This is a genomic window from Xanthovirga aplysinae (genome assembly GCF_009711365.1).
Lineage (GTDB): Bacteria > Bacteroidota > Bacteroidia > Cytophagales > Cyclobacteriaceae > Xanthovirga > Xanthovirga aplysinae.
Genome location: NZ_SMMB01001018.1, coordinates 1417 through 6616, shown reverse-complemented (window position 1 = coordinate 6616; position 5200 = coordinate 1417). Strand labels below are relative to the sequence as shown.

Genomic DNA, 5200 nt, shown 5'->3' with positions numbered 1-5200 from the left:
TTTAGTTTTTTAATTAAATGTTTGGTCAATTTCTATTTTCCTTTTTTGTGAATATTTTTAAGTACATTACTTAATTCAATTTTTAAAAATTTGAATTTTAAGTCAGTTTATCCAGGCGATTGATTTAGGCGTATATTTTTAAACTTTAGGATTGATCATATTATTATTGAGAAGATATTTTTTATAAAATCATTTATGAGAGCATTTCCTTTTTACAGGCAATTGGATACGATGGATTGTGGGCCTACCTGTCTTCGGATGATCGCTAAATATTATGGTAAGGTTTATTCTCTTCAAAGCATAAGGGAAAAAAGTTACATTAGTAGAGAAGGGGTTTCTTTGTTGGGAATTAGTGATGCTGCAGAATCGATTGGTTTTAGAACCTTATCAGCCAAAATTCCCTTTGATAAGTTAAAGGAAGAGGCACCTGTTCCTTTTATTGCCCACTGGAGGCAAAGACATTTTGTGGTAGTATATGGTTTTAAAAGGGATAAGGTGTTGGTGGCAGATCCTGGTCATGGCCTTATAAAATACTCTAAAAAAGAATTTTTAGATGGTTGGTTGAGTGATAAGGAAAAAGGTGCTGAAATTGGGGTGGTTCTATTATTGGAGCCTTCTCCGGATTTTTACTCCATTGAAGACGAGAAAGGGGAGAAAAAGAATAGTTTTGGCTTTCTTCTTAATTATCTCAAGCCGTATAAGAAATATATTATTCAATTATTTCTGGGAATGGTTGTGGCAAGTCTTTTACAACTCCTCTTTCCCTTTTTGACGCAATCCATTGTTGATGTTGGGATTCAAAACCAAAATATAAGCTTTATTAATCTTATTTTAATTGCGCAGCTGATGCTTTTTGCAAGTAGGACAGCTGTGGAGTTTATACGAAGTTGGATTTTATTGCATATAGGGACAAGGATCAACATCTCCATCATTTCAGATTTTCTTATCAAATTAATGAAATTGCCGCTATCATTTTTTGATATTAAGATGATAGGAGACCTATTGCAGAGAATTGGTGACCACAAAAGGATAGAGACCTTTTTGACTTCCTCAGCATTGAGTATTTTATTCTCCTTAGTAAATCTTTTAATTTTCGGCTTGGTGTTGATCTATTACGATAGTAGGATTTTTGCCGTATTTTTTGTGGGAAGTTTGCTGTATTTGGGTTGGATTTTGCTTTTCATGCGTAAAAGACGGGATTTAGATTTTAAACAGTTTGAACAGTTATCCGCTAATCAAAGCAACTTGATTCAATTAATCACGGGAATGCAGGAAATCAAATTGCATAACAGTGAGAAACAGAAACGTTGGGAATGGGAACGTCTACAAGCTAAATTGTTTAAGGTAAGTGTAAAGGGCTTAGCCCTACAACAATACCAACAGGTGGGATCAGTGTTTATCAATGAAGTTAAGAACATTTTCATATCCTTTTTAGCTGCAAAAGCCGTGATTGATGGGGAAATAACGCTGGGTATGATGTTGGCTATTCAATACATCATCGGACAAATGAATGTCCCCATAAATGATTTAGTGAATTTTATGCGTGTTTGGCAGGATGCAAAGATCAGCTTGGAGCGAATGGGTGAAATTCATTCCAAGGAGGATGAAGAAAAAGATCCTGCTCAAAAGGTGATGAACCTGCCAGAAAAGCGCTCTTTAAAAGTTAGAAATCTTTCCTTTAATTATGAGGGGCCACATGCTAAGAAAGTATTAAGAAATATCAATATTGAAATACCTAAAGGGAAAATTACCGCCATTGTTGGGGCCAGTGGAAGTGGGAAAACCACTTTAGTAAAGTTATTGCTAAAATTTTATCAAGCCAGTGAGGGAGAAATACAATTGGGTGGTATGAATCTTAATATTTATAGCAATAGGGTCTGGAGGGGTCGTTGTGGAGCTGTCTTGCAGGATGGTTTTATCTTTTCCGATACCATTGCGCGAAATATAGCTGTTAGTGATGAATATATCGATAACGAAAAACTTTTAGAAGCTAGTAGAATAGCCAATATACAGACATTCATAGATTCCCTGCCTTTGGGTTATAATACTAAGATTGGCTCTGATGGCCACGGTTTGAGCCAAGGGCAGAGGCAACGTTTGTTGATTGCTAGGTCTGTATATAAAAACCCCGAATTTATCTTTTTTGATGAAGCCACTAATGCTCTGGATGCCAATAATGAGAAAGTGATTATGGAAAACCTGGATCAGTTTTTTGAAGGCAGAACCGTAGTAGTGGTAGCCCATCGCTTAAGTACAGTGAAGAATGCAGATCAAATTCTTGTGATGGATCAGGGAGAAATTATTGAAAAAGGAGATCACCAGGAACTTACCCAAAAAAGAGGGGCTTACTTTGAATTGGTGAAAAACCAATTGGAACTTGGTAATTAAGAAAGTTAAACAAGTAGCCACTTAAAAAAATAATAAGATTAAAATATGCCTAACCCAGAAAATCTAAACCAAATTGAAATTAGAAGTGATGAGGTTCATGAAATCCTCAATCATATTCCTTCTTGGATTATCCGATGGGGCATTACTGTCATATTCCTCATTATTATTGGGGTATTGGTGGGAGCTTGGGTTATTAAATATCCAGATTCCATTTCTGCAAAAATTGTCCTTACAGCCCAAAATCCTCCTGCCCAATTAATAGCTAGAAAAAGTGGAAGAATTAATTTTCAAGTAAAGGATTATGAAAATGTTGTAAAAGGACAACTCTTGGGGAGTATTGAGAATACTGCAAATATCCAGGACGTTATTGTACTTTATGAGGATTTGACTCAAATCGAAAAGGATTTTTCTCAAGAAAGATTTTTTGTGAATGAGGCATTTTATGTGAAAAATTATAATCTTGGTGAATTACAGCCTGCCTTTAAGTCCTTTATTAAAGCCTTAAGAGATTATCAGCTCTTTAAAGACTTAGGTTTTTTTGACAAACAAAAAAGGATTATGGAAGAACGAATAGGTGCCTTTCATTCCTTAAGGGAACAATTGGAAAAGGACTTTCAATTGGCTTCCGAAGAATTTAGCATTATAGAAAGGCAATATTTGGCAGATTCCAGTCTCTATAAGCAGAGAATTATTGCCTTGACCAAATTTGAGGGTAGTAAAAATAATTACCTAACCCAAAAGCGTCTGCTTGAGTCGATCAATACAGAAAAAATTAATATTGAGATTCAAGTTAATCAACTAAGAGAACAGGTTAATAGCTTAGAAAACCAACAACGAGAAAAGCGGGAAAATTTAAAATCATCCTTACAAGATGAACTTAAATTATTACAAAGCCAATTAAATGCTTATAAGAAAAATTATTTGATCATAAGTCCAGTAGAGGGGAAGGTGGCTTTTTCTAGCTATTGGAGTAATAACCACGTGGTAACTGCAGGGGATGAAATGATGGCTGTTGTTCCTTTCACTAAAACTATTTTTGGCCAATTGGAAGCTCCTGTGCAAGGTTCTGGAAAGTTAGAAATAGGACAACAGGTAAATATTAAACTTGACAATTATCCTTTTGCTGAATATGGAATGCTTCACGGACAAATTGAAGGTATTTCATTATTGCCTAGAAATAATGTTTATAAAATTCGGGTTGCTATTCCCCAAAACCTGGAAACTACTTATAAAAAAGAGTTAGTGTTTCGGCAAAATATGACTGGAGTGGCTGAAATAGTGACCCAAGACTTAAGACTAATCGAAAGAGTATTTAATCAAATTAGAGCATTAAGGGATAATTTATAATGCTTTCCCTTTAGGTTTATTTCTTTGATTAAATTTTAAAAAAGTACGGCATGAAATCTATTAAACTTTTTCCTCATATCTTAGGGCGAATTGCAGGGCTTTCATTTGAAGAAATGGAAAGGCTGAATTCAATTAAGCTTCATCATCAGAGTCAGGTGTTGGGTAATTTATATTTGACTAAAGAAAAACTTAAACTGGCTTTAAGTGATGCACTCTTTAAGCATATTTCAATACTGGAAAATGCAAGAGAACAAAACCAATTGCAAAATCTTAGGAGGGATATCTTTAATGATCGTAAAGTAAAGTTATCTAAGATGGACCAGGTTTTGCACCTCCTTCCTTCTTTTATTAAGGACCAACTTCATAATTATTTTAAAGTAATAGAAGATTTTAAACAGGCGGAAATTGAGGCAGAAAGTTTGTATAAGGAAGAGTTAAGTAATATCCGAATTATTTTTGGGGAAAGCATTAAGCAAGAAGAATTGCATAAGGGGCTAATTTTATCCAGCCAAAGTCTTTTAACAGCTCTAAAGGGCTACCAAAAAAGGACTCCAGATAATTTAAGGAATAAAGAACATAAGACAGAGTTCGCCACTTTAAAATATTTAAGTCGAATAGTGGCAAAAACTTCTCCCTTTAGCACTTTCACCAATTTAGCTCATTTTCAAACGGATGATGTAGGACATCAATTTATGAAAGTTCCGGGTGATGGGAAAATAAAGGGGCATATTCGTTTGAATAACTACTTGTTAAAGTACTTAAAGATACTCCTGATAAGTAACAGGGAGGTCTATTTAAATTTACCACTTCGTCCAAACCCCACTATTTCCATCAAGGAAAATGAAATGCTTTTTATTACAAATAATGACAATATAGAAGCTTTCCAAAGGTTGCCAACTAACCCCGCCATTATTCTAATTTGGGAGTTGAGTAAAAATAGGCAGGAAGGGATTTTGTTTCAGGAGTTGGTATCAGAGGCGGTCAGTCATATAGAAGCAAGTGAGGAGGAGCTTGAAAATTATATTAAAGATCTTATTGACTATGGTTTATTTGAATATAGTATTGGAGTTTCGGGAATAGACCCCAATTGGGATATTACTCTCATTAAAAGGCTCCAAGAATTGAAGTTAGATCAAATTCCCTATATCCAAGAACTTATCCATACCCTGATTTATAAAAGGCAACTTTTAAAAAAATATGCCTTAGCAAGCTCCCAAGAGCGAAAGGATTTACTAAAAGATGGTTTTGAGGCTTTTAGGTCTATTTCAATGAAGTTACACAAAAAAGCTGGACTTCCGGAAGAAGAGCGTCTTCCCATTGAGGAGTTTAATCGGGTAATGGAGGAAAGGAATGAAAAAGAAATAGAGAACAATTCTACTTCAAAGGAGGCAATAGAAAGTAAGGAAAAAGAAAATGTAGTATTTAAGCATCAATCTTCTACCTTTTTTTCCTTTAAGGCAGAGCA

General features: G+C 34.8%; 3 protein-coding genes. All 3 read left to right on the top strand.

The window, feature by feature from the left end:
- The first annotated feature begins 195 nt into the window (after positions 1-195).
- Positions 196-2388, top strand: a complete 2193-nt coding sequence (locus E1171_RS10540) for a peptidase domain-containing ABC transporter (RefSeq protein WP_155205969.1) — start codon at positions 196-198, stop codon at positions 2386-2388.
- A gap of 45 nt (positions 2389-2433) precedes the next feature.
- Complete coding sequence (locus E1171_RS10535) at positions 2434-3735, top strand: putative HlyD family type I secretion protein (protein WP_155205968.1); 1302 nt, start codon at positions 2434-2436, stop codon at positions 3733-3735.
- A gap of 50 nt (positions 3736-3785) precedes the next feature.
- On the top strand, positions 3786-5200 hold a 1415-nt coding region (locus E1171_RS10530; RefSeq protein ID WP_155205970.1), incomplete at its 3' end, for a lantibiotic dehydratase.